This window comes from Citrobacter sp. wls708 (genome assembly GCF_005281255.1).
GTDB lineage: Bacteria > Pseudomonadota > Gammaproteobacteria > Enterobacterales > Enterobacteriaceae > Citrobacter > Citrobacter werkmanii.
Map to the genome: position 1 here is coordinate 602,586 of NZ_SZXE01000015.1, position 20,819 is coordinate 623,404.

Here is a 20,819-nt window from a genome sequence, read left to right on the forward strand (position 1 = left end):
GAATCAAACCACTCCATTTGTTATCTGCCTTCCTTGCAGTTTCGCTTAGTGTAACCAAGTGAAAATAAGGATGTATTTGGTTTAACAAACGAAACAATTCTCTTTCTACGCTATATAATAACCGTGACACTCATCGGAATATAGCAACGAGAAAGGGCCATATTTTTAGCTGCTGGATGATTCTGACTAATGGAAAACATGTAAATTTTGTAAATTTAAAAAAAACTTAACGAACAATAATTTACACATTAAAAACTAACTTTTCAGTACGTTAGGAACAACCAACAAACATTTGAATTATCGTAAAATTCGTACTACGCACCATTTCATGAGACTTATCTTAACCTAAAACCACTATATTTATAAGTGTTATCGCGAATAATTCGAGTCTACCTGAGGTTATGTCTGAACTGCGGTTTTCGTATTATTAGGCCATTCAATTTAATGCGATTTAAATATTAAATAATAATTAATTAAGAATCCTTCAATTCATTAATTATACTTAACAATGAATTCACACCGTACCACGCACGGATCAGGCCGATAACAGCCCTCGCAGATAAAACCTCAGTATTTTCGAATGACGTCATACCGCTTATGTGTCGGCGATCTTTTGCTTTACAGAGTTAAGTTTTTTTTGACCAGACAAACCACCACACCCAAACCAACACTACAAAACACATCACCAATATAATACAATTTTCCAGATTATTATTTCATGATAATTGCGTTATTTAGTTATTAACAGTTAATTATAACTTCATGGATTTTCAAAATCTTCTACTAAAGACCCTTCAAAACTTACCGTCGTGGGAGTACATTGTGCTGGGCTGACTTCCACGGCAGGGAGTGGCATTCACAGCTAAAAAGGTCAACGTTCATGTCCCCCATTGAAAAATCCAGCAAATTAGAAAACGTCTGTTATGACATTCGCGGCCCGGTTCTGAAGGAAGCAAAGCGCCTGGAAGAAGAAGGCAATAAAGTTCTGAAACTTAACATCGGCAACCCGGCGCCATTCGGGTTTGAAGCGCCAGACGAAATTCTGGTTGATGTGATCCGCAATTTGCCAACAGCGCAAGGATATTGCGACTCCAAAGGTCTTTATTCAGCCCGTAAAGCGATCATGCAGCATTACCAGGCCCGCGGGATGCGCGATGTGACCGTGGAAGATATCTATATCGGTAACGGCGTTTCCGAATTGATTGTGCAGGCCATGCAGGCATTGCTGAACAGTGGGGACGAAATGCTCGTTCCGGCACCTGATTATCCACTGTGGACGGCAGCGGTATCGCTCTCCGGCGGTAACGCCGTGCATTACCTGTGTGACGAATCATCTGACTGGTTCCCGGACCTTGACGACATTCGCGCCAAAATTACCCCGCGTACGCGTGGGATCGTCATCATTAACCCCAACAACCCAACCGGCGCTGTGTATTCCAAAGAGCTGCTGATGGAGATTGTTGAAATTGCTCGCCAGAACAACCTCATCATTTTTGCGGATGAGATTTACGACAAAATTCTCTACGATGATGCTGAACACCACTCGATCGCCGCGATGGCGCCGGACCTGCTGACTATTACCTTCAACGGCCTGTCAAAAACCTATCGCGTTGCCGGTTTCCGTCAGGGCTGGATGGTGCTGAACGGGCCGAAGAAACATGCCAAGGGGTACATCGAAGGTCTTGAGATGCTGGCCTCTATGCGCTTATGTGCTAACGTTCCGGCGCAACATGCGATTCAGACCGCGCTGGGCGGATACCAGAGCATCAGTGAATTTATCATGCCTGGCGGGCGCCTGTATGAACAACGCAACCGCGCCTGGGAGTTACTCAATGATATTCCCGGCGTCTCCTGCGTGAAACCGCGCGGCGCGCTGTATATGTTCCCGAAAATCGACGCTAAACGCTTCAACATTCATGACGACCAGAAAATGGTGCTCGACTTCCTGTTGCAGGAAAAAGTGCTGCTGGTTCAGGGGACCGCGTTCAACTGGCCGTGGCCGGATCATTTCCGCATCGTCACGCTCCCGCGCATTGACGATATCGAAATGTCGCTGAGTAAATTTGAGCGCTTCCTGTCAGGGTATCACCAGCTGTAATAAAACATGGGCTGTTGGATCAGTATGACGAGTATTTGCATCTGACAGCCTTCTCTGCGCACAATGACTCTTAGGTTGCCATCATATAAGGGTCGTTATGAAGCAGAGCCATTTTTTTGCCCACCTCTCCCGCCTGAAGCTCATTAACCGCTGGCCGCTGATGCGCAACGTGCGCACCGAAAATGTGTCCGAGCATAGTTTGCAAGTCGCCATGGTCGCTCATGCGCTGGCGGCGATCAAAAACCGTAAATTTGGTGGTCAGCTTAATGCAGAGCGCATTGCCCTGTTGGCAATGTACCATGACGCTTCAGAGGTGCTGACCGGTGACCTCCCTACCCCGGTAAAATACTTCAACTCACAAATCGCCCAGGAATATAAAGCGATAGAGAAAATTGCCCAGCAAAAGCTGGTCGATATGGTGCCCGACGAGCTACGCGATATTTTTGCTCCGCTGATTGATGAACATGCTTACAGCGAAGAAGAGAAATCTATTGTCAAACAGGCCGATGCGCTGTGCGCTTATCTGAAGTGTCTGGAAGAGCTTTCGGCGGGCAATAATGAGTTCTTGTTGGCGAAAACGCGGCTGGAAAAAACGCTGGAGTCGCGGCGCAGCGAAGAGATGGACTATTTTATGGAGGTGTTTGTCCCGAGTTTTCACCTCTCATTAGATGAGATCAGCCAGGATTCACCGCTTTAAACGATGTTGCCGGATGGCGACGTCAACGTCTTATCCGGCACATAAAAATCAAAACGGGAACAGCATCGGGATCATCACCACGCACACCGCCATCACGATCACCGTAAACGGCACGCCAATTTTCACGAAATCGCTAAAGCTGTAGTTACCCGGCCCCAGCACCAGCGTGTTCACCGGCGAAGAGACCGGTGTCATAAAGGCTGCGGATGCTGCCATTGCAATCACCATTGCAAAAGGATACGGCGAAACCCCCATCGACTTTGCCGCCGCCAGGGCAATTGGCGCCATGAGTACCGCCGTCGCAGTATTTGAGATAAATAACCCGATGCTCGCGCACAGGACGAACAGGCAACCCAACATCATGTACGGGCCATACCCGCCGCCGACGTCCATCAGTCCTTTTACTACCAGATCGACACCGCCGGTTTTTTGTAGCGCCAGTGCAAAGGGCATCATCCCGACGATCAAAATAATGCTCGGCCAGTGAATCGCTTTATAGGCGCTTTCGGCATCGATACAGCGGAATTTCCCCATCAGCAGGCAGGCGATAATTGCGGCAACCGTATTAGGAATTTCATCGGTAAGCATCAGGGCCACCATCAGCACCAGGCAGAAAATGGCATGCGGCGCCTGACTGTGCGCCGGGGAGGCTTCACTGACCTCAGCTGGCATGTTCAACACCACGAAGTCGCGCCCTTTTTGTCCCAGCAGTGTGATGAGCTTCCAGTTACCCACCACCAGAATGATATCCCCCATCAGCAACGGTTCATCCACCACCGCGCCTGCCAGCGCCGTACCATCGCGTTTCAGGCCGACCACATTCAGACCGTAACGCGTACGAAAGGCTATCTCCCGTACCGTTTTGCCAATCAGTTCCGATTCAGGGATCAGTGAGATCTCGGCCATGCCCACATCAAGCGCCTGCTCGGAGAAATATTCCCCGCGCAGCACCATTGGCTCCAGCAGTTGCTCACTGCAAAATTCTCGCAGATCGACATCCGCTGCAGACATATCAATCAGCAGCACGTCACGGGCGCGAAACTCAGAAACCCCGTTAACATCAACAATCACGCGACGAAAGCGCCGCCAGCGCTCCACGCCAATCACGTTTGCTCCGTAACGCTCACGCAGCTTCAGGTCGTCCAGACGCTGGCCAATCATCGGTGAACCAGGGCGAATCGCCAGACGGCGGGCACGCCCCGTGAGGCGATACTCTTTGATTAAATCGCGAAAAGTCCGGCGTTTCCAACCGTCTCCTGGCTGCCCGGAGTCTTCGCCCTTCAGCATAAAGCGCATCAGCAGCATATAAATTATGCCAAGCACCAGAACCACCAGCCCCAGCGGAGTGACGCTAAAAAAGCTGAAGCCGTTAAGTCCTTCGCGTAACAATTCACTGTTGACGACCAGGTTTGGCGGTGTCGCCACCAGCGTCATCATACCGCTTATCAATCCGGCAAAGCTCAGCGGCATCATCAGGCGCGAGGGAGAAATTTGCATGCGCATGGAAACGCTTAAGACAACCGGTATAAAGATAGCAACCACGCCGGTCGAACTCATAAACGCACCGAGCCCGGCCACGGTTATCATCAGCAACACCAGCATTTTGACTTCACTGCTGCCGGCGACCTTCACCAGCCAGGCCCCCATCACCGTCGCCACCCCGGTACGCACCAGACCGTCGCCGATAATAAATAAAGCCGCGATCAAAATAACGTTAGGATCGCTGAACCCGGAAAAAGCTTCTGTGATGCTCAATGTTCCACTCAGAACAAAGGCAATAATGACCAGCAAAGCGATCGCGTCCATACGCACTCTGCCAGTTGCAAACAAGACGACGGCAATCGCCAGCAATGAGAGAACCCATATCAATTCACCGTTCACAACATATCCTTGTTAAATGAGAGGGATGGAGCGATTCTGCCATAAAAAAGCCCCAACAATCTGGGGCTAAATCATGATCAGGTATTTCTTACAACGACCACATTTCCGTTGGGCTGCTTGGTCACAGAAATATGTTCCAGACTGGTCAGCGAAAAATCGACCTCATCCAGACGCGGCGTGTCCGCTGGCGCATTTACCGCTATTACATGGCACCCTGCCGCCAGTCCCGAGAGCACCCCAGCGGGCGCATCCTCGACTACCGCGCATTCCTGTGGCGCCAGGCCCAGTAGCTGAGCGCCTAACAGATAGGCGTCTGGCTCTGGCTTACCTCTTTTTACCCGTTCGGCAGTGACAAACACTTCAGGAGCAGGAAGTCCTGCGACACGATGACGCGCCCGTGCGACCGGCATTGAACCGGAAGTCACAATCGCCCATGGAATGCCCGCTTTGTTGAGATGGTTGAGCAAGTCAACCGCTCCTGGCAGCGCGGTGATCCCCGCGGTTTCCGTCGCTTCGATCTGCTCCAGGCGGGTGAACTCCGCAGCGATCTCCGCCTCGGACTTGCCCACCATAAAGTGTCGCAGGGAGGTAATGGCCTGCTTACCATGAATAAAGCCGAGCACCTCGGCGTGATCGAGGCCAAAACGATCGGCCCAGTTGCACCACGCGCGCTCTACTGCGGGTAAGGAATCGACCAGCGTTCCATCCAGATCAAACAGAAAACCTTTGCACTGCACGCTCGCCCCCTCAGGCATTAATGATTTGGTTAATTTCATTCGCGCTCAGGTGATACTGGCGCGGGCAAGAGTGCCAGACATTCAGCATACGCTGATATTTTTCCCACATCGGGGTCTGGGCGTTGAAGCCATGCGTACCCGCATCAAAGTGGGTATAACGCCCTTCCACATTGACCATAAACCGTACATACCCGAGGAAACGGGCTTCCGTTGCAGCGTCAAAGCCGAGGAAGGTCACGCGGCGCTCATCAATAGACTGCGCGTCTTTTAGATTAGTCCAGGACACATGTAATGCGTGATACATCTCCATAATATCGATAACCGTACGACAGGTTTCTTCCGTCAGCTCACCAAATTCACGATCCAGCTCGCGCATCTGCAAGCCGTAACCGCGTTCAATAATCGTCTGCAAACGACGATAACGCTCGGCGTTAGTGGGATCGAGCATAGTCATCATTTTGTACTGGTTAGACAAAATCAGACGTTGAGCGTTGGTCATTTCCATTTGGGACTCCTGTATCACTACTACTACGATGAAAAAAAAGAAGGCATCTTGATGCCTTCTTTTATATGCGTAATCAGGGGTCAATTACAAATCATCAAGGAAAGTTTTATCCAGTTGTTTGAAGGCGCGCTTAAGCGTGTCAGCCAGCGCCTGATAATCAGGCTTTCCTTCTACCGGAGCGAGCGCCTGTCCGGCCTCTTGCAATTTACCCCGAACTTCGTAGAACCAGTTGAGTATTGAAGGCGGCAGCGGCGTGACAGAACGCTTACCCAGCCACCACATGCCCTGCATCGGCAGACTGAGCGCAAACAGCGCCGTCGCCACGGCGGGTCCCAACTGCCCGCCTAAAGCAATTTGCCAGCATAAGGTGAAAACAGCGATGGGCGGCATAAAACGGATTGCGTAACGCGTCATACGGATGACGCGGTTCTCAACAAATACGGGCGCGAGGCGCTTTTCCATTGGCCACGTCTTCGCATAGTGCTGCCCCCGGCGAAACAAACTAAAAAAATTGACGGAACGATTATCCGGTGTCGACATGGCGGTTACCTCAACTTCACATATAAAAATTAAAAAATTTGTGCAAAACAACAACTATAAAGGACATTGTTCAAAACATTTTGTCTTTGATACCCACATTCAGGTATCCTGTGCCGGCCTGTAAGGCCTTTAGTCCAAAATCATTGAGTCGTCAAATTGGCATACAGTATGCCACTGGCTGAAAAATACGCAAAATGACATAGACTCAAAGGTATTTATTCCATCGTGCCCAAAAAGACTCTGGCGCATGATGTTAATCATAAACGTCGGTGTCATCATGCGCTACGCTCTATGACTCCCTGACGTTTTTTTAGCCACGTATCATAAATAGGTACTTCCATGTCGAGTAAGTTAGTACTGGTTCTGAACTGCGGTAGCTCCTCACTGAAATTTGCCATCATCGATGCAGTAAACGGTGAAGAATACCTCTCTGGTTTAGCCGAATGTTTCCATCTCCCAGAAGCACGCATCAAGTGGAAAATGGACGGCGGTAAACAAGAAGCGGCTTTAGGTGCAGGCGCCGCTCACAGTGAAGCGCTGAACTTTATCGTTAACACTATTCTGGCACAAAAACCAGAATTGTCTGCGCAATTGACCGCTATCGGTCACCGTATCGTACACGGCGGCGAGAAGTATACCAGCTCTGTGGTTATCGATGATTCCGTTATCCAGGGCATCAAAGATTCTGCCTCTTTCGCACCGCTGCATAACCCGGCTCACCTGATCGGTATCGCAGAAGCGCTGAAATCCTTCCCAAGCCTGAAAGACAAAAACGTGGCTGTATTCGACACCGCGTTCCATCAGACTATGCCGGAAGAGTCTTACCTCTATGCTCTGCCGTACAGCCTGTACAAAGAACACGGCGTTCGTCGTTACGGCGCGCACGGCACCAGCCACTTCTTTGTTACTCAGGAAGCGGCAAAAATGCTGAACAAACCGGTTGATGAACTGAACATCATCACTTGCCACCTGGGCAACGGCGGTTCTGTATCTGCTATCCGTAACGGTAAATGTGTTGATACCTCCATGGGTCTGACCCCGCTGGAAGGTCTGGTGATGGGTACACGTTCCGGTGACATCGACCCGGCGATCATCTTCCACCTGCACGACACCCTGGGCATGAGCGTTGACCAGATCAACAAAATGCTGACCAAAGAATCCGGTCTGCTGGGTCTGACCGAAGTCACCAGCGACTGCCGTTATGTTGAAGATAACTACACAACCAAAGAAGACGCTAAACGTGCAATGGACGTTTACTGCCACCGTCTGGCGAAGTACATCGGTTCTTACACTGCGCTGATGGATGGTCGTCTGGATGCGGTTGTCTTCACTGGTGGTATCGGTGAAAACGCAGCGATGGTTCGCGAACTGTCTCTGGGCAAACTGGGCGTTCTGGGCTTTGAAGTTGACCACGAGCGTAACCTGGCCGCACGTTTCGGCAAATCTGGTTTCATCAACAAAGAAGGTACCCGTCCTGCGGTGGTTATCCCAACCAACGAAGAACTGGTTATCGCGCAAGACGCGAGCCGTCTGACTGCCTGATTTCACACCGCCAGCCTAGCTGGCGGTGCTGTTTTGTAACCCGCCTGAAATGGGCGGTAACGAAAGAGGATAAACCGTGTCCCGTATTATTATGCTGATCCCTACCGGAACCAGCGTCGGCCTGACCAGCGTCAGCCTCGGCGTGATCCGCGCTATGGAACGCAAAGGCGTTCGTCTGAGCGTCTTTAAACCCATCGCTCAGCCTCGTGCCGGTGGCGATGCGCCAGACCAGACTACCACTATCGTTCGTGCGAACTCTAACCTGCCAGCTGCTGAGCCGCTGAAGATGAGCCACGTTGAATCTCTGCTGTCCAGCAATCAGAAAGATGTGCTGATGGAAGAGATCATCGCGAATTACCACGCGAACACCAAAGATGCTGAAGTTGTACTGGTTGAAGGCCTGGTCCCAACACGTAAGCATCAGTTCGCGCAGTCTCTGAACTACGAAATCGCGAAAACGCTGAATGCAGAAATCGTCTTCGTGATGTCTCAGGGTACCGATACCCCGGAACAGCTGAACGAGCGTATTGAACTGACTCGCAGCAGCTTCGGCGGCGCGAAAAACACCAACATCACTGGCGTTATCGTTAACAAACTGAACGCGCCGGTTGATGACCAGGGCCGTACTCGCCCGGATCTGTCCGAGATTTTCGACGACTCTTCCAAAGCGCAGGTGATCAAAGTTGATCCGGCTAAACTGCAAGAATCCAGCCCGCTGCCGGTTCTGGGCGCGGTGCCATGGAGCTTCGATCTGATCGCTACCCGTGCAATCGATATGGCGCGTCACCTGAACGCCACCATCGTTAACGAAGGCGATATCAACACCCGTCGCGTGAAGTCTGTGACTTTCTGCGCACGCAGCATTCCGCACATGCTGGAGCACTTCCGCGCAGGTTCTCTGCTGGTGACGTCTGCCGACCGTCCTGACGTGCTGGTTGCAGCATGTCTGGCTGCTATGAACGGCGTAGAAATCGGTGCTCTGCTGCTGACTGGCGGCTACGAAATGGACGCGCGCATCAACAAACTGTGCGAACGTGCATTCGCTACCGGCCTGCCGGTATTCATGGTGAACACCAATACCTGGCAGACCTCTCTGAGCCTGCAGAGCTTCAACCTGGAAGTTCCGGTTGACGATCACGAGCGCATCGAAAAAGTTCAGGAATACGTTGCTAACTACATCAACGCTGACTGGATTGAATCTCTGACCGCGACTTCTGAACGCAGCCGTCGTCTGTCTCCACCGGCGTTCCGTTATCAGCTGACCGAGCTGGCGCGTAAAGCGGGCAAACGTGTTGTTCTGCCGGAAGGCGACGAACCGCGTACCGTTAAAGCGGCTGCTATCTGTGCTGAACGCGGTATTGCTACTTGCGTTCTGTTGGGTAACCCGGATGAGATCACCCGCGTTGCGGCCTCTCAGGGCGTTGAGCTGGGCGCTGGCGTAGAAATCGTTGATCCCGATGTGGTTCGCGAAAGCTACGTTGCTCGCCTGGTTGAGCTGCGTAAGAACAAAGGCATGACCGAAACCGTTGCCCGCGAACAGCTGGAAGACAACGTGGTTCTCGGTACCCTGATGCTGGAGCAGGACGACGTTGACGGTCTGGTTTCTGGTGCCGTTCACACTACCGCAAACACCATTCGTCCACCGCTGCAGTTGATCAAAACTGCGCCGGGTAGCTCGCTGGTGTCTTCCGTGTTCTTCATGCTGCTGCCGGAACAGGTTTACGTTTACGGTGACTGCGCGATCAACCCGGATCCGACTGCTGAACAACTGGCAGAAATCGCCATTCAGTCCGCTGAATCCGCCATCGCTTTCGGTATCGAACCGCGCGTTGCGATGCTTTCCTACTCCACCGGTACCTCTGGTGCAGGTAGCGATGTAGAGAAAGTTCGCGAAGCGACTCGTCTGGCGCAGGAAAAACGTCCTGACCTGATGATCGACGGTCCGCTGCAGTACGACGCCGCGGTTATGGCTGACGTAGCGAAATCCAAAGCGCCGAACTCGCCGGTTGCCGGTCGCGCTACCGTGTTCATCTTCCCGGATCTGAACACCGGTAACACCACCTACAAAGCGGTACAGCGTTCTGCCGACCTGATCTCCATCGGGCCAATGCTGCAGGGTATGCGCAAGCCGGTGAACGACCTGTCCCGTGGCGCGCTGGTAGACGATATCGTCTATACCATCGCCCTGACCGCGATCCAGTCTTCCCAGCAGCAGAAGTAATTTGCTGCGGTGTGCCGGATCTCTTATCCGGCAACACCTCTGCTTATCAAACCGGAAATAGCTGATATTTCCGGTTTTTTTATATCTGTTTTTTCTTTGGTACATTCTGAAATATTTGCCAGGATGCGCTGCATCAATGAATAACTATTCTTCTGTTTGCATACTTACTCTCTTTTGCATTGCAACAGGGATAGTCTTTCATGTCAGCAGTCACAGAATCACAGCCAGCCAAAAAATGGGCGATGCCCGATACGCTGGTGATTATTTTTTTCGTCGCCATTTTAACCAGCCTGGCGACATGGGTTGTTCCGGTCGGGATGTTCGACAGCCAGGAAGTGCAGTATCAGGTTGATGGGCAAACCAAAACCCGTAAAGTTGTCGACCCCCACTCTTTTCGTATTCTGACCAACGATGCGGGTGAAGAGCAGTATCACCGGGTGCAGTTTTTCACCACCGGAGATGAACGCCCCGGCCTGATGAATTTTCCGTTTGAAGGATTAACCTCCGGCTCTAAATTCGGCACCGCCGTCGGCATTATTATGTTTATGCTGGTGATTGGTGGCGCATTCGGCATCGTTATGCGTACCGGAACCATTGATAACGGTATCCTGGCGCTCATTCGCCATACGCGAGGTAACGAGGTCCTGTTTATCCCGGTGCTGTTTGTTCTCTTCTCATTAGGCGGCGCGGTGTTTGGCATGGGCGAAGAGGCGGTCGCCTTTGCCATTATTATCGCGCCTTTGATGGTACGCTTAGGTTACGACAGTATCACCACCGTTCTGGTCACTTATATCGCTACCCAGATTGGTTTTGCCAGTTCGTGGATGAACCCGTTCTGCGTAGTGGTCGCACAGGGTATTGCAGGCGTCCCGGTGCTCTCTGGTTCCGGTCTGCGTATCGTCGTGTGGGTCGTTGCGACCCTGATAGGGCTGACCTTCACCCTGGCCTACGCAGCACGCATCAAAAAAAATCCGCTTCTCTCCCGGGTACATGAGTCAGACCGTTTTTTTCGCGAGCAGCAGGACGAGGTTGTAGAACGCCGCTTCACGTTGGGCGACTGGTTGGTGCTGCTGGTACTGACGGCGGTGATGATTTGGGTCGTCTGGGGCGTTATCGTCAACGCGTGGTTTATTCCTGAGATCGCCAGCCAGTTCTTCACGATGGGACTGGTGATTGGCATCATCGGCGTTGTGTTCCGTCTCAACGGTATGACGGTCAACGTCATGGCATCTTCATTCACTGAAGGCGCGCGAATGATGATTGCTCCCGCCCTGCTGGTCGGTTTCGCCAAGGGCATATTACTGCTGGTCGGTAACGGAGAGGCGGGCGAAGCCAGCGTATTAAATACCCTGCTGCACAGCATTGCCAACGGTATCAGCGGGCTGGATAACGCTATCGCTGCATGGTTTATGCTGCTGTTCCAGGCGGTATTTAATTTCTTCGTCACGTCCGGTTCTGGCCAGGCTGCATTGACCATGCCGCTATTAGCGCCGCTGGGCGATCTGGTTGGCGTAAACCGTCAGGTCACCGTACTGGCCTTCCAGTTTGGCGACGGATTCAGTCACATTATCTATCCGACGTCGGCATCATTGATGGCAACGTTAGGCGTTTGTCGGGTGGATTTTCGTAACTGGCTGAAAGTGGGCGCCACGCTGTTGGGCCTGCTGTTTATTATGTCCAGCGTGGTGGTGATTGGGGCGCAGATAATGGGTTACCATTAAAAAATGATTGCCCGGCCTACATGATTTCTCGACGCTGTAGGCCGGATGAGCAGACGTTACTCGGCTTCTTCCTGCTTTTCGGCTTTCGCCCCTTCATTCTTGGCGTTGCGGGTCATCCACAGCGCCAGCGCTTTCAGTGAGTCCGGCGTAAATTCGTCGCAGCGTGCGGTGATTTCTTCCGGCGTCAGCCAGCAAACTTCACTGACCTCTTCTTCCTGAAGTGCAAACGGCCCGTGGGAAACGCAGCTAAACAGCCCGCCCCAGACGCGACAGTTCTGGTCTTCAAAATAAAACTGACCGTGCTCGGCAAACGGCACACCCGCAATCCCTAACTCCTCTTCCGCTTCACGGCGCGCTGAGTCCAGTAGCTGCTCGTCAGCCTGAACAACACCGCCAGCGGTGGCATCCAGCATGCCGGGCAAAAAATCTTTTGTCTCAGTCCTACGCTGAACCAGAATTTTGCCCATACCATCGTGCACCACGATATACGTCGCACGATGGCGTAAGCGCTGCGCCCGCATTTGTTCCCGGCTGGACTGTGCGATGACTTCGTTGTCTTCATTCACAATATCCACCCATTCCGTACTTGCCAAACGACGCTGTTCCACCATCAGGAAACCTTCTTTTTTCTGGCGCTCTTACGGCGCGTTTATGTTTGTGGGGTAAATTACGGATTAATCTCGATCTGCGCAATAACACTTTGATCATTGAGTGCCATTACGCTGAGAACATTATCATCCAGAATCCCGTAGCTTGCCGCAAAGCCTCCTTTCGGGATGCTTACCGAGCCAGGGTTAAAGTGATAGACATCCCCTTGCAACTCGGCAACCGGCAGATGAGTATGGCCATAAACCAGTACATCTCCCGCGCTGAGCGCTGGCATATTTTGCGGGCCAAAAAGATGCCCGTGCGTCAAAAAGAGTCGCTGGTTTTCTGTCAGAATTTGCTGCCACGGCGCGGTTATCGGAAAATGCAGGAGCATCTGATCCACTTCGCTGTCGCAATTGCCACGCACCGCGATAATCCGCGCTGCCAGTTCATTCAACCGCTCTGCAACCTGCGCGGGCGCATAGCCTTCCGGCAACGCATTACGCGGTCCGTGATTTAAAACATCACCCAATATCACCAGCCATTGCGCACCGCTTGCGCTAAACAGTTCGAGTACGCGTTCCGTGGCTGGCAACGAACCATGAATGTCCGATGCGAACATCAGTTTCATCACTCACTCCTCGTTGAAAATTACCTTGTAATGATACTGGATTACGCTCCGATGGTCAGCAGGAACGCTTCGCTGAAAGCGCGATAAAACGCTGAACTGAAGCGCGCTGCCACTGGAAGGTGGCGTATTCCGCAAGCGCTTCTGGCACCTCATCGCCGTTAAGGACCAGACGATTAAGCATTAGCGCTAAATCGCAATCAGCGATACACCATTCGCCAAATAAATTCTGTTTACCATCGCTCAGTAAACTGCTCGCAGTGGCGAACAGTTTTTCCGCACTGGCTTTTCCGGCGTCGCTCAGCGGCGCTTTTTTCACGCCAGCAAAAACAACATCCGTTGAGCGCTCTTCACGAATAGGCATCAGATCGCTGCGGATCCACGCCTGCACCTGGCGAGCCCGCGCGCGCTTTTGCACATCGTGTGGGTAGATGCGCTCCCACTGCGGCGGGGCAAAGCTCTCTTCCAGAAACTCAGTAATTGCTGATGATTCGCTCAGCTCGAAATCGTCAATCTCCAGGACTGGCACGCGGCGCGTCAACGCATAACCTTGCCATGAAGGTTGCAAGTGTTCACCGCTGTTGAGATCAACAGTTTTCAGCGTAAAAGGTAGCCCTTTCTCTTGCAGAGCGACATAAACAGACAGCACGTAAGGGGAGAAAAAATTGGCATCTGACCACAGCGTAATTGCAGGTTTGCTCATAACGTCCTCTGAAGTGTATTGGCTTGCCTTCAAAATATAGAGTCTTTCTCTCGCTGTCACTTGATGAAAACTCACGCACGCCAACAGGCTCTATACTTGTAATGACCCGGTTCATGACAAAACGGACGCTGAAAATGATCGATCTCTATTACACGCCATCGCCAAACGGTCACAAAATCACGCTGTTTCTTGAAGAAGCGCAGCTGCAATACCGTCTGATTCATGTCGATATCAGCAAAGGTAGCCAGTTTCGTCCTGATTTTCTGCAGATCTCGCCGAACAATAAAATCCCGGCCATTATCGACAATGCGCCGCAGGATGGTGGAAGCCCGATCAGCCTGTTTGAGTCCGGAGAAATTTTACTCTATCTGGCGGAAAAGAGCGGCAAGCTGCTGAGCGGTGAGTTGCGTGAGCGCCACACCACGCTGCAATGGCTGTTCTGGCAGGTCAGCGGCCTGGGCCCCATGCTCGGTCAGAATCACCATTTCAGTCATTACGCCCCGCAGACTATTCCCTACGCCATTGAAAGATACCAGGTTGAAACCCAGCGCCTGTACAACGTGATGAATAAACGTCTGGAAACCTCCCCCTGGCTGGGGGGCGATCACTACAGCATTGCGGACATAGCCTGCTGGCCATGGATTCATGCCCACCAGCGTCAGCGTATCGACCTCGACAATTACCCGGCGGTTAATAACTGGCATGAGCGCATCCGTACGCGGCCCGCTACAGAACGCGCCATGCAGCAAGCGCAGAGTGAGAAGCGGTAACACGGTTCGATTCTCGTGTATCATGAATAGGTTCATACATGGAGGAAACCTGCAATGTCACAACCTGACGCGATTATTCGTATAAAAAACCTTCGTCTGCGCACCTTTATCGGCATCAAAGAAGAGGAGATCCTTAACCGCCAGGATATCGTCATCAACATTGCCATTCATTATCCGGCAGACAAAGCCCGTATCAGCGAAGATATCAACGACGCGCTGAATTATCGCACTATCACCAAAAGCATCATTGCGCACGTGGAGAGTAACCGCTTCTCACTATTAGAAAAATTAACTCAAGATGTGCTCGATATCGCACGCGAACATCACTGGGTCACTTATGCTGAAGTGGAGATCGATAAACTTCACGCATTGCGTTACGCCGACTCAGTATCCATGACGCTGAGCTGGCAGCGCTAAACGTAACCCGGGAGGCGACATGCAGATTCTGATTACCGGCGGTACTGGCCTGATTGGACGTCATCTGATCCCCCGCCTGCTCGAACTGGGGCATCAGATAACCGTAGTGACACGTACCCCTGATAAGGCGCGTCAGATTCTCGACTCTCGGGTCACGTTATGGAAGGGGCTGGCAGAGCAGCAAAATCTCGATGACATTGATGCCGTGATTAACCTTGCCGGAGAGCCTATTGCAGATAAGCGCTGGAGCGCTGAGCAAAAAGAGCGCCTGTGTCAGAGTCGTTGGGGCATCACGCAGAAACTGGTCGATTTAATCAACGCCAGCGAGACGCCGCCCGCGGTGTTAATATCCGGTTCCGCTACCGGTTACTACGGCGATCTGGGCGAAGTTGTCGTCACGGAAGAAGAGCCGCCGCATAACGAATTTACCCATAAGCTGTGCGCCCGCTGGGAGCAAATTGCCAGCACAGCGCAAAGTGACAAAACCCGCGTGTGTATGTTGCGTACCGGCGTGGTATTGGCCTCTGCTGGCGGGATTCTGGGGAAAATGGTCCCGCCATTCCGTCTTGGTTTAGGCGGCCCGATTGGTAACGGACGCCAGTATCTGGCCTGGATCCATATTGATGATATGGTCAACGGTATTATCTGGCTGCTGGATAACGATCTGCGTGGCCCCTTCAATATGGTTTCACCGTACCCGGTACACAATGAGCAGTTTGCCCACGCACTGGGTCATGCATTAAACCGCCCAGCCATTCTGCGCGTTCCCGCTGGCGTAATACGTCTACTGATGGGCGAGTCTTCCGTGCTGGTTCTCGGCGGACAGCGGGCGTTACCCAAACGCCTGGAAGCGTCCGGTTTCGCGTTTCGCTGGTACGATTTAGAAGAGGCGCTAGCGGATGTTATCCGATAGTTGCTAAGCGCTATTCACATTCGCCGTTGCGATGGTAAGGTTATAGATCTGACTTCCGCAATGGCGACGTTATGGCAAAAATATCGACTCCCCGTCTTACCCTCTCTTTGTTTCAATTTTCTGACTGGTCATTTTTCCAGAGACTGCGTGAAAGCCCTGAAGTCATGCGCTATATGGGCGACATCGCCCCAGCAAAGGATACGCGTCTGTTATTCGCCAGACGCCTTGCCGCACAGCACACATTTGTTATTCGCGAGCATAACAACCCGACGCCGCTCGGCGATATTGGTCTGCAAATCAGTCATCTTTATCCGCATGAGGCCGACCTCGGTTACGCCCTCATGCCGCATGCGCAGGGGAAAGGTATTGCCAGCGAAGCCGTGCGCGCGGTGTGTCAGTATGCCCTGGAGCAGGCTGGCGTCACGGCGATAAATGCTTACGTGCTGGCAGAGAATAAGGGGTCGATACGTGTTCTGGAAAAGACGGGCTTTGTACGAACGCAGGTGCTGGAAAAAGCGTATGAAATTAATGGGGTAGCGCACGACGACTGGGTTTATCGCCTGGAGTGCGATGCGTTAAAGCGGTAGGCCCGGAAAGCATAGCGCCTCCGGGCAACTGAATTACTTCAGCGATCCTTTGAGGAACTGCTGCAAGCGTGGGCTTTGCGGGTTGCCGAATACCTGCTCCGGGTCGCCCTCTTCTTCAATTTTCCCCTGATGCAGAAAGATCACATGCGTGGAGACATTTCGGGCAAACCCCATTTCATGGGTCACGACCACCATGGTTTTCCCTTCTTCGGCCAGTTGCTGCATAATGCGCAGCACTTCGCCGACCAGCTCTGGGTCAAGCGCCGAGGTGGGTTCATCAAACAGCAACACCTCCGGTTCCATCGCCAGCGCTCGCGCAATAGAAACGCGCTGCTGCTGACCACCAGACAAATGCACCGGATATTTACCCTGCGCTCGCTCATCGATGCCCACTTTAGCCAGATACTTCACCGCGCGTGCGCGGGCTTCCTGCTTGCTCAATCCTAATACCTGAATCGGCGCTTCCATGACGTTTTCCAGCACCGTCATGTGGCTCCACAGATTAAAGTGCTGAAAGACCATGGTTAGTCTTGTGCGCAGCAAACGCAGTTGATTTTTGTCCGCAACCTTGAGCTGGCCGTCTTTGTCACGCACCAGTCCAATGTTCTGCCCACTGACGACAATAGAACCAGCGCTCGGTTTTTCAAGAAAGTTAATGCAGCGCAGAAAGGTACTTTTACCGGAACCTGACGAACCGATAATACTGATAACATCACCCGCATTAGCTTGCAGCGATACCCCTTTCAGCACTTCATGTTCGCCGTAGTGCTTATGTAAATCGATAACGTTTAATTTATTCTCAGACATCGTGTTACTCGAATTATTTAGAGGATACATGCTGCAACCAGCGTTTTTCCGCTTTACGGAACAGACTGATCAGGACATACGAAATAATCAAATACAGCACCGCGGCAATACCGAAAGCGGTAAACGGTTGATACGTTGCCGAGTTGATATCGCGGGCGATTTTCAACAAATCAGGCACCGTGGCGGTAAACGCCAGCGCCGTGGAGTGCAGCATTAAAATCACTTCATTGCTGTATGCCGGCAGCGCAATACGCAGCGCGGAAGGCAAAATTATGCAGCGATACAGTTTGAATGACGAGAAACCGTAAGCGCGCGCGGCTTCAATCTCACCATGTGGCACAGAACGAATCGCCCCGGCGAAAATCTCCGTCGTATAGGCGCAGGTATTCAGCGTCAACGCCAGTACGGTGCAATTCAATCCACTGCGGAAAAACGCGTTGAGGAAGTCCGTTCCTTTGACTATCTCCAGCGTATACATCCCGGAATAAAACACCAGCAGCTGTACATACAGCGGCGTGCCACGAAAAACATAGGTAAATAACCAGATCGGGAACTGGATAAATTTATTGCTGGAAACGCGACCAATCGCCAAAAACAGCGCCAGTATGCCGCCCATCACCACCGACGAGATCAACAACCACAAAGTAATTGCCACACCGGTAAAGCGGTAACCGTCCGTCCACAGCAGGGATTTCCAGTACTCCTGAATTATCTCAATCACAGGTCAGCCCTCTTCACACCCACGGAGTAACGGCGCTCAAGGTACAGCAGCACACCATTAGAAACTGTGGTAAACACCAGATAGATGACCCCGCACACCACGGCAAAATAGAACGGCTCCCAGGTGCTCTTCCCGGCAAGCTGAGTGGCTTTCACCACATCTTCCAGACCGAGCAGCGATACCAACGCCGTGGCTTTGAGAATAACCTGCCAGTTATTACCAATTCCCGGTAAGGCATAGCGCATCATCGCCGGGAACATAATGCGGCGAAATATTTGTGAACTGGTAAAGCCGAATGCCGTCGCGGCTTCAATATGGCCTTTGGGCACAGCCATAAACGCGCCGCGGAACGTTTCGGTAAAGTAAGCCCCGTAGATAAATCCGAGCGTGATTATCCCTGCTACCATCGGATCGATATCAATCTGGCTGACCCCCATTGCATCGGTAATGGTATTCAGCGCGATTTGTAATCCATAGAAGATGAGCAACATTAAGACCAGATCGGGCACGCCGCGGATAAGCGTGGTGTACGCTTCGAAAATAAGCCCCAACGCCCGGCTTTGCGACAGTTTTGCTGCCGCGCCGACTAGGCCTATCAGAACCGCCAGCACCACTGAGCTGAGAGCCAGCTCAAGCGTAACAATTGCGCCCTGTAAAATAACACCTGAAAAGCCATACAACATGCTGCCTGTCCTGTCGTGTGTGGTGGAGTAATAAGCCTCTTTTGATTTCAGACTCACCGTTAAATGCCGGATGGCGGCGTTGCCTTATCCGGCCTACAAAATCAACGTAGGCCGGATGAGCACAGCGCCATCAGACATAAATTCAACGCGTCAAAAATCTACGGGCTTTATCAGCACCTGCGGTGATTAACCGCCATAAACATCAAAATCGAAGTACTTTTTAGCCAGCTTCTCGTAAGTGCCGTCAGCGCGCATCTCCGCAAAGGCTTTATTCAGTGCTTCGCGCAGCTCGTTATCATCTTTACGCAGCCCCATACCGGTACCCACGCCAAACAATTTCTCGTCTTTCACAGACGGGCCGCCGAATTTGTAATCTTTACCAACTGGCTGTTTCAGGAAGCCTTCGCTGGCAGCGACTTCATCCTGGAATGCGGCGTCAATACGCCCGGCAGTCAGGTCAGAATAGATGTTGTCTTGTCCCTGATAGGAGACAATTTCAATACCTTTTGGCGCCCAGTGTTCGTTGCCGAACGTTTCCTGAGTGGTGCCCTGCAGCACGCCGACACGTTTGCCTTTCAGCGACTCAATGGTCGGCTGAATAGCAGAATCCTTAGCGACAACCAGACGCGAGTCGGCTGCATAAAGTTTGTCGGTAAACGCGATTTCCTGCTGACGTTTTTCAGTAATGGAAAGCGAAGACATAATCGCATCGATTTTCTTCGCTTTTAGCGAAGGGATCAGCGCGTCCAGCGGGTTTTCCACGAAGGTACATTGTGTATTAATACGTTTGCATAGCTCTTTAGCCAGATCGATATCAAAACCGACTAATTCACCCTGCGCATTTTTCGATTCGAACGGCGCATAAGTAGGATCGGTGCCGATACGAATTTTTTGCGGAATGGCTGCAAATGCTGCGGTAGCACTGGAGAAAGCCAGGACCAGAGAAAGAGACAACACCAGTTTTTTCATAACTATCCTCAACAGACTGTCTTTTATAGGGGATCTTTACAGGACCAGGTGCAGTTATCGTGCCATTAATCAGGCCGACAAGGCAAAGCATTCTACCTTGTCGGCGGTATTTATTTGCATGAAAAGCGCTTAAGTATGCACTCATGCTTATTAAGTCAGCGATAAAGGCCCCAAAACAGTGCACTGAATTTATGATGCACCATAATGGTTACCCGCCATGGTGCAGCCAACTCCCCACGTCGATGAATTAATCGCCGTAGACATTAAAGTTAAAATACTTACTCGCCATCTTGTCGTAGGTGCCGTCTTTGCGCAGTTCGCCCAGCGCTTTATCGAAAGCCGCTTTCAGCTCCGCATCATCTTTGCGCAAACCAATCCCGGTTCCGTCGCCAAAGTATTTTTTATCTTTAACTGAAGGGCCGGCAAAAGCGTAGTCTTTGCCTGCCGGCTGTTTAAGGAAACCTTCACTGGCCGCGACTTCATCCTGCAATGCCGCATCCAGACGGCCCGCCGTCAGGTCAGAATAGATCAGGTCCTGGTTCGCATAGGCCACCACATCCACGCCTTTGCTGCGCCAGTTATCATTGGCATAGGCTTCCTGAGTTGAGCCTTGTAGTACGCCTACATGTTTACCTTTGAGGGAGTCCAGAGTCGGTTGAATCGGAGAACCTTTCGCAGCGATCAAACGAGAATCTGCGGCGTAAAGTTTGTCTGAGAAGGCAATCTCTTGCTGACGCTTCTCGGTGATAGAAAGCGAGGAGATGATGGCATCAATTTTTTTCGCTTTCAGCGACGGGATCAGCGCATCAAAATCGCTGGCAACCCAGGTGCATTTGATCTGCATGCGTTTACACATCTCATTTCCTAAATCGATATCAAAGCCGACAAAGTCGCCCTTGGCATCTTTAGAGGAAAAAGGCGCGTAGGTGGTATCTGTACCAATACGAACTGTCTGCGGAAGTGCTGCGTAACTGGCCGCGGTTGCGGAAAGTCCTACCAGCAAAGACAAAGCAAGAACCGTCTTCTTCATACATAACCCTCAAGTGGCGTAATTTTATTATGTTTTACGTTGTGTTGTGTTTGCAGACTTT

At 51.7% G+C, this 20,819-nt stretch carries 21 protein-coding genes; 9 read left to right on the plus strand and 12 right to left on the minus strand.

Annotation, left to right across the window (positions count from 1 at the left end):
- The first annotated feature begins 880 nt into the window (after positions 1-880).
- Positions 881-2,098 (plus strand): alanine transaminase AlaA, encoded by a 1,218-nt coding sequence (gene alaA / locus FDW97_RS08110; protein ID WP_005129483.1) that lies wholly within the window; start codon positions 881-883, stop codon positions 2,096-2,098.
- A gap of 97 nt (positions 2,099-2,195) precedes the next feature.
- The gene (gene yfbR / locus FDW97_RS08115) at positions 2,196-2,795 is read left to right on the plus strand and encodes a 5'-deoxynucleotidase (protein ID WP_042307093.1); all 600 of its coding nucleotides are present in this window, start codon (positions 2,196-2,198) and stop codon (positions 2,793-2,795) included.
- Positions 2,796-2,843: 48 nt separating this feature from the next.
- On the opposite strand, the gene FDW97_RS08120 is transcribed toward yfbR, so the two are convergent.
- The 4 genes from FDW97_RS08120 to yfbV form a co-directional block, all read right to left on the minus strand.
- Positions 2,844-4,676, minus strand: coding sequence for an SLC13 family permease (locus FDW97_RS08120; RefSeq protein ID WP_038642308.1), 1,833 nt, complete (start codon positions 4,674-4,676; stop codon positions 2,844-2,846).
- A 77-nt stretch (positions 4,677-4,753) separates the two neighbouring features.
- The gene (locus FDW97_RS08125) at positions 4,754-5,431 is read right to left on the minus strand and encodes a sugar phosphatase (RefSeq protein WP_087051296.1); all 678 of its coding nucleotides are present in this window, start codon (positions 5,429-5,431) and stop codon (positions 4,754-4,756) included.
- Positions 5,424-5,918 (minus strand): YfbU family protein, encoded by a 495-nt coding sequence (locus FDW97_RS08130; RefSeq protein ID WP_038642310.1) that lies wholly within the window; start codon positions 5,916-5,918, stop codon positions 5,424-5,426. Before FDW97_RS08130 ends, FDW97_RS08125 begins: the two co-directional genes overlap by 8 nt.
- 84 nt (positions 5,919-6,002) lie before the next feature.
- The gene (gene yfbV, locus FDW97_RS08135) at positions 6,003-6,458 is read right to left on the minus strand and encodes a terminus macrodomain insulation protein YfbV (RefSeq protein WP_038642312.1); all 456 of its coding nucleotides are present in this window, start codon (positions 6,456-6,458) and stop codon (positions 6,003-6,005) included.
- A 339-nt stretch (positions 6,459-6,797) separates the two neighbouring features.
- On the opposite strand from yfbV, the gene ackA reads away from it, so the two are divergent.
- The 3 genes from ackA (at position 6,798) to yfcC (ending at position 11,942) form a co-directional block, all read left to right on the plus strand.
- Positions 6,798-8,000, plus strand: coding sequence for an acetate kinase (gene ackA, locus FDW97_RS08140; RefSeq protein WP_006683648.1), 1,203 nt, complete (start codon positions 6,798-6,800; stop codon positions 7,998-8,000).
- Between the two features lie 76 nt (positions 8,001-8,076).
- Positions 8,077-10,221, plus strand: a complete 2,145-nt coding sequence (pta, locus tag FDW97_RS08145; protein WP_038642314.1) for a phosphate acetyltransferase — start codon at positions 8,077-8,079, stop codon at positions 10,219-10,221.
- A 200-nt stretch (positions 10,222-10,421) separates the two neighbouring features.
- Positions 10,422-11,942, plus strand: a complete 1,521-nt coding sequence (gene yfcC / locus FDW97_RS08150; protein WP_087857358.1) for a putative basic amino acid antiporter YfcC — start codon at positions 10,422-10,424, stop codon at positions 11,940-11,942.
- A 56-nt stretch (positions 11,943-11,998) separates the two neighbouring features.
- Here the strand turns inward: yfcC and yfcD are convergent, their stop codons facing one another.
- Genes yfcD through yfcF form a run of 3 tightly spaced genes read right to left on the minus strand, consistent with a single transcriptional unit; the run spans position 11,999 to position 13,861 of the window.
- Positions 11,999-12,553 carry an NUDIX hydrolase YfcD gene (gene yfcD / locus FDW97_RS08155; RefSeq protein ID WP_006683645.1) on the minus strand — a complete coding sequence of 185 codons (555 nt, stop codon included), beginning with the start codon at positions 12,551-12,553 and terminating at the stop codon, positions 11,999-12,001.
- Between the two features lie 56 nt (positions 12,554-12,609).
- A complete protein-coding gene (gene yfcE / locus FDW97_RS08160) occupies positions 12,610-13,161 on the minus strand; it encodes a phosphodiesterase (RefSeq protein WP_069323380.1) in 552 nt (183 codons plus the stop codon).
- Between the two features lie 55 nt (positions 13,162-13,216).
- On the minus strand, positions 13,217-13,861 hold the full coding sequence (gene yfcF / locus FDW97_RS08165; protein ID WP_137350880.1) for a glutathione transferase: 645 nt from the start codon (positions 13,859-13,861) through the stop codon (positions 13,217-13,219).
- A 134-nt stretch (positions 13,862-13,995) separates the two neighbouring features.
- Here yfcF and yfcG point away from each other — a divergent pair, with 134 nt between their 5' ends.
- The 4 genes from yfcG (at position 13,996) to FDW97_RS08185 (ending at position 16,548) form a co-directional block, all read left to right on the plus strand.
- Entirely contained in the window at positions 13,996-14,631 is a 636-nt protein-coding gene (gene yfcG / locus FDW97_RS08170; RefSeq protein WP_069323632.1) for a GSH-dependent disulfide bond oxidoreductase, read from the plus strand.
- 54 nt (positions 14,632-14,685) lie between these two features.
- Positions 14,686-15,048 (plus strand): dihydroneopterin triphosphate 2'-epimerase, encoded by a 363-nt coding sequence (folX, locus tag FDW97_RS08175; RefSeq protein WP_038642324.1) that lies wholly within the window; start codon positions 14,686-14,688, stop codon positions 15,046-15,048.
- A gap of 19 nt (positions 15,049-15,067) precedes the next feature.
- Positions 15,068-15,961 (plus strand): TIGR01777 family oxidoreductase, encoded by an 894-nt coding sequence (locus FDW97_RS08180; protein ID WP_038642326.1) that lies wholly within the window; start codon positions 15,068-15,070, stop codon positions 15,959-15,961.
- 71 nt (positions 15,962-16,032) lie between these two features.
- Complete coding sequence (locus FDW97_RS08185; RefSeq protein WP_074458484.1) at positions 16,033-16,548, plus strand: GNAT family N-acetyltransferase; 516 nt, start codon at positions 16,033-16,035, stop codon at positions 16,546-16,548.
- 33 nt (positions 16,549-16,581) lie between these two features.
- On the opposite strand, the gene hisP is transcribed toward FDW97_RS08185, so the two are convergent.
- From hisP to argT, 5 genes are all read right to left on the minus strand, one after another.
- Positions 16,582-17,355: a histidine ABC transporter ATP-binding protein HisP gene (gene hisP, locus FDW97_RS08190; protein WP_038642330.1), complete on the minus strand. Its 774-nt coding sequence runs from the start codon at positions 17,353-17,355 to the stop codon at positions 16,582-16,584.
- Between the two features lie 13 nt (positions 17,356-17,368).
- Entirely contained in the window at positions 17,369-18,076 is a 708-nt protein-coding gene (gene hisM / locus FDW97_RS08195; RefSeq protein ID WP_038642332.1) for a histidine ABC transporter permease HisM, read from the minus strand.
- Positions 18,073-18,759, minus strand: coding sequence for a histidine ABC transporter permease HisQ (locus FDW97_RS08200; protein ID WP_038642334.1), 687 nt, complete (start codon positions 18,757-18,759; stop codon positions 18,073-18,075). Before FDW97_RS08200 ends, hisM begins: the two co-directional genes overlap by 4 nt.
- Before the next feature lie 186 nt (positions 18,760-18,945).
- On the minus strand, positions 18,946-19,728 hold the full coding sequence (gene hisJ / locus FDW97_RS08205) for a histidine ABC transporter substrate-binding protein HisJ (RefSeq protein ID WP_003028120.1): 783 nt from the start codon (positions 19,726-19,728) through the stop codon (positions 18,946-18,948).
- A 247-nt stretch (positions 19,729-19,975) separates the two neighbouring features.
- The gene (gene argT / locus FDW97_RS08210) at positions 19,976-20,758 is read right to left on the minus strand and encodes a lysine/arginine/ornithine ABC transporter substrate-binding protein ArgT (RefSeq protein WP_006683634.1); all 783 of its coding nucleotides are present in this window, start codon (positions 20,756-20,758) and stop codon (positions 19,976-19,978) included.
- Positions 20,759-20,819: the final 61 nt, after the last annotated feature.

Bases quoted from the DNA above. Each gene is read 5' to 3' on its own strand.
- alaA (WP_005129483.1), top strand. From the start codon at position 881: ATGTCCCCCATTGAAAAATCCAGCAAATTAGAAAACGTCTGTTATGAC.
- yfbR (WP_042307093.1), top strand. From the start codon at position 2,196: ATGAAGCAGAGCCATTTTTTTGCCCACCTCTCCCGCCTGAAGCTCATT.
- FDW97_RS08125 (WP_087051296.1), bottom strand. From the start codon at position 5,431: ATGCCTGAGGGGGCGAGCGTGCAGTGCAAAGGTTTTCTGTTTGATCTG.
- FDW97_RS08130 (WP_038642310.1), bottom strand. From the start codon at position 5,918: ATGGAAATGACCAACGCTCAACGTCTGATTTTGTCTAACCAGTACAAA.
- yfbV (WP_038642312.1), bottom strand. From the start codon at position 6,458: ATGTCGACACCGGATAATCGTTCCGTCAATTTTTTTAGTTTGTTTCGC.
- ackA (WP_006683648.1), top strand. From the start codon at position 6,798: ATGTCGAGTAAGTTAGTACTGGTTCTGAACTGCGGTAGCTCCTCACTG.
- yfcC (WP_087857358.1), top strand. From the start codon at position 10,422: ATGTCAGCAGTCACAGAATCACAGCCAGCCAAAAAATGGGCGATGCCC.
- yfcD (WP_006683645.1), bottom strand. From the start codon at position 12,553: ATGGTGGAACAGCGTCGTTTGGCAAGTACGGAATGGGTGGATATTGTG.
- yfcE (WP_069323380.1), bottom strand. From the start codon at position 13,161: ATGAAACTGATGTTCGCATCGGACATTCATGGTTCGTTGCCAGCCACG.
- yfcF (WP_137350880.1), bottom strand. From the start codon at position 13,861: ATGAGCAAACCTGCAATTACGCTGTGGTCAGATGCCAATTTTTTCTCC.
- yfcG (WP_069323632.1), top strand. From the start codon at position 13,996: ATGATCGATCTCTATTACACGCCATCGCCAAACGGTCACAAAATCACG.
- folX (WP_038642324.1), top strand. From the start codon at position 14,686: ATGTCACAACCTGACGCGATTATTCGTATAAAAAACCTTCGTCTGCGC.
- FDW97_RS08180 (WP_038642326.1), top strand. From the start codon at position 15,068: ATGCAGATTCTGATTACCGGCGGTACTGGCCTGATTGGACGTCATCTG.
- FDW97_RS08185 (WP_074458484.1), top strand. From the start codon at position 16,033: ATGGCAAAAATATCGACTCCCCGTCTTACCCTCTCTTTGTTTCAATTT.
- hisP (WP_038642330.1), bottom strand. From the start codon at position 17,355: ATGTCTGAGAATAAATTAAACGTTATCGATTTACATAAGCACTACGGC.
- FDW97_RS08200 (WP_038642334.1), bottom strand. From the start codon at position 18,759: ATGTTGTATGGCTTTTCAGGTGTTATTTTACAGGGCGCAATTGTTACG.
- hisJ (WP_003028120.1), bottom strand. From the start codon at position 19,728: ATGAAAAAACTGGTGTTGTCTCTTTCTCTGGTCCTGGCTTTCTCCAGT.
- argT (WP_006683634.1), bottom strand. From the start codon at position 20,758: ATGAAGAAGACGGTTCTTGCTTTGTCTTTGCTGGTAGGACTTTCCGCA.